The organism is Paraliobacillus quinghaiensis, assembly GCF_003426025.1.
In the GTDB taxonomy this organism is placed as follows: domain Bacteria; phylum Bacillota; class Bacilli; order Bacillales; family Amphibacillaceae; genus Paraliobacillus_A; species Paraliobacillus_A quinghaiensis.
The window spans coordinates 1-2,927 of sequence record NZ_QJSH01000054.1 but is presented as its reverse complement, the minus strand read 5'-3'; the positions used below and the strand labels follow the sequence as shown (position 1 = coordinate 2,927).

Here is a 2,927-nt window from a genome sequence, read left to right as displayed (position 1 = left end):
ATAGTTAAGTCCTCGATCTATTAGTATTCGTCAGCTACACGTGTCACCACGCTTCCACCTCGAACCTATCAACCTCATCGTCTCTGAGGGATCTTACTCTAAATGATGAGAAGTCTCATCTTGAGGGGGGCTTCATGCTTAGATGCTTTCAGCACTTATCCCTTCCACACGTAGCTACCCAGCGATGCTCCTGGCGGAACAACTGGTACACCAGCGGTGTGTCCATCCCGGTCCTCTCGTACTAAGGACAGCTCCTCTCAAACTTCTTGCGCCCACGACGGATAGGGACCGAACTGTCTCACGACGTTCTGAACCCAGCTCGCGTACCGCTTTAATGGGCGAACAGCCCAACCCTTGGGACCGACTACAGCCCCAGGATGCGATGAGCCGACATCGAGGTGCCAAACCTCCCCGTCGATGTGGACTCTTGGGGGAGATAAGCCTGTTATCCCCGGGGTAGCTTTTATCCGTTGAGCGACGGCCCTTCCATACGGTACCGCCGGATCACTAAGCCCGACTTTCGTCCCTGCTCGACTTGTAGGTCTCGCAGTCAAGCTCCCTTCTGCCTTTACACTCTACGAATGATTTCCAACCATTCTGAGGGAACCTTTGGGCGCCTCCGTTACTCTTTAGGAGGCGACCGCCCCAGTCAAACTGCCCACCTGACACTGTCTCCGAACCGGATCACGGTTCTGGGTTAGAAGGTCAACACAGCCAGGGTGGTATCCCACGGGCGCCTCCACGTAAGCTAGCGCTCACGCTTCAATGGCTCCCACCTATCCTGTACAAGCTGTGCCGACATTCAATATCAGGCTACAGTAAAGCTCCACGGGGTCTTTCCGTCCTGTCGCGGGTAATGTGCATCTTCACACATCGTATAATTTCACCGGGTCTCTCGTTGAGACAGTGCCCAAGTCGTTGCACCTTTCGTGCGGGTCGGAACTTACCCGACAAGGAATTTCGCTACCTTAGGACCGTTATAGTTACGGCCGCCGTTTACTGGGGCTTCGGTTCAAAGCTTCGCACGAAACGTGCTAACATGTCCCCTTAACCTTCCAGCACCGGGCAGGTGTCAGCCCCTATACTTCGCCTTACGGCTTCGCAGAGACCTGTGTTTTTGCTAAACAGTCGCTTGGGCCTTTTCACTGCGGCTTCTCATGCAAGAAGCACCCCTTCTCCCGAAGTTACGGGGTCATTTTGCCGAGTTCCTTAACGAGAGTTCTCCCGATCACCTTAGAATTCTCTTCTCGCCTACCTGTGTCGGTTTGCGGTACGGGCACCTATGATCTCACTAGAGGCTTTTCTTGGCAGTGTGAAATCCGGAACTTCGGTACTTTAGTTCCCTCCCCATCACAGCTTGACCTTACGTTGAACGGATTTGCCTATTCAACAGTCTTACTGCTTGGGCGCGCATAACCAGCAGCGCGCTTTCCTTATCCTACTGCGTCCCCCCGTTGTTCAAACGATCATGAGGTGGTACAGGAATATCAACCTGTTGTCCATCGCCTACGCCTTTCGGCCTCGGCTTAGGTCCCGACTAACCCTGAGCGGACGAGCCTTCCTCAGGAAACCTTGGGCTTTCGGTGTAGAAGATTCTCACTTCTATTTCGCTACTCATACCGGCATTCTCACTTCTAAGCGCTCCACCAGTCCTCACGGTCTGACTTCACAGCACTTAGAACGCTCTCCTACCATTGTTCAAAGAACAATCCGTAGCTTCGGTGATACGTTTAGCCCCGGTACATTTTCGGCGCAGCGTCACTCGACCAGTGAGCTATTACGCACTCTTTAAATGATGGCTGCTTCTAAGCCAACATCCTGGTTGTCTATGCAACGCCACATCCTTTTCCACTTAACGTATACTTTGGGACCTTAGCTGACGGTCTGGGCTGTTTCCCTTTCGACTATGAACCTTATCACCCATAGTCTGACTCCCAAGTCTACATAATTGGCATTCGGAGTTTGACTGAATTCGGTAACCCGGTAAGGGCCCCTAGTCCAATCAGTGCTCTACCTCCAATATGCGTTACTTGAGGCTAGCCCTAAAGCTATTTCGGAGAGAACCAGCTATCTCTGTGTTCGATTGGCATTTCACCCCTACCCACACCTCATCCCCGCATTTTTCAACATGCGTGGGTTCGGGCCTCCAGTCAGTGTTACCTGACCTTCACCCTGGACATGGGTAGATCACACAGTTTCGGGTCTACGACCCTTTACTATTTCGCCCTATTCAGACTCGCTTTCGCTGCGGCTCCACCTATGCGGCTTAACCTTGCAAAGAATCGTAACTCGCCGGTCCATTCTACAAAAGGTACGCCGTCACCCATTAACGGGCTCCGACTACTTGTAGGCACACGGTTTCAGGATCTCTTTCACTCCCCTTCCGGGGTGCTTTTCACCTTTCCCTCACGGTACTGGTTCACTATCGGTCACTAGGGAGTATTTAGCCTTGGGAGATGGTCCTCCCGGATTCCGACGGAATTTCTCGTGTTCCGCCGTACTCAGGATACACACCGGAGGAAACATTCTTTTCATTACAGGGCTCTTACCTTCTTTGGCTGATCGTTCCAGATCGATTCATGTAAAACGTTTCTTTGTAACTCCATGTGGTGTGTCCTACAACCCCAGAGAGCAAGCTCTCTGGTTTGGGCTGATTCCGTTTCGCTCGCCGCTACTCAGGAAATCGCATTTGCTTTCTCTTCCTCTGGGTACTAAGATGTTTCAGTTCCCCAGGTCTGCCTCACCTTACCTATGTATTCAGTAAGGTGTCCTACTCCATTACGAGCAGGGGGTTTCCCCATTCGGAAATTCCCGGATCAATGCCTACGTACGGCTCCCCGAGACATATCGGTGTTTGTCCCGTCCTTCTTCGGCTCCTAGTGCCAAGGCATCCACCGTGCGCCCTTTCTTACTTAACTATATTTACA

General features: G+C 52.1%; 1 rRNA gene. It reads right to left on the bottom strand.

Annotation, left to right across the window (positions count from 1 at the left end):
* Positions 1-2,918: ribosomal RNA gene (locus D2K40_RS16100) — 23S ribosomal RNA — on the bottom strand.
* Positions 2,919-2,927 lie beyond the last annotated feature (9 nt).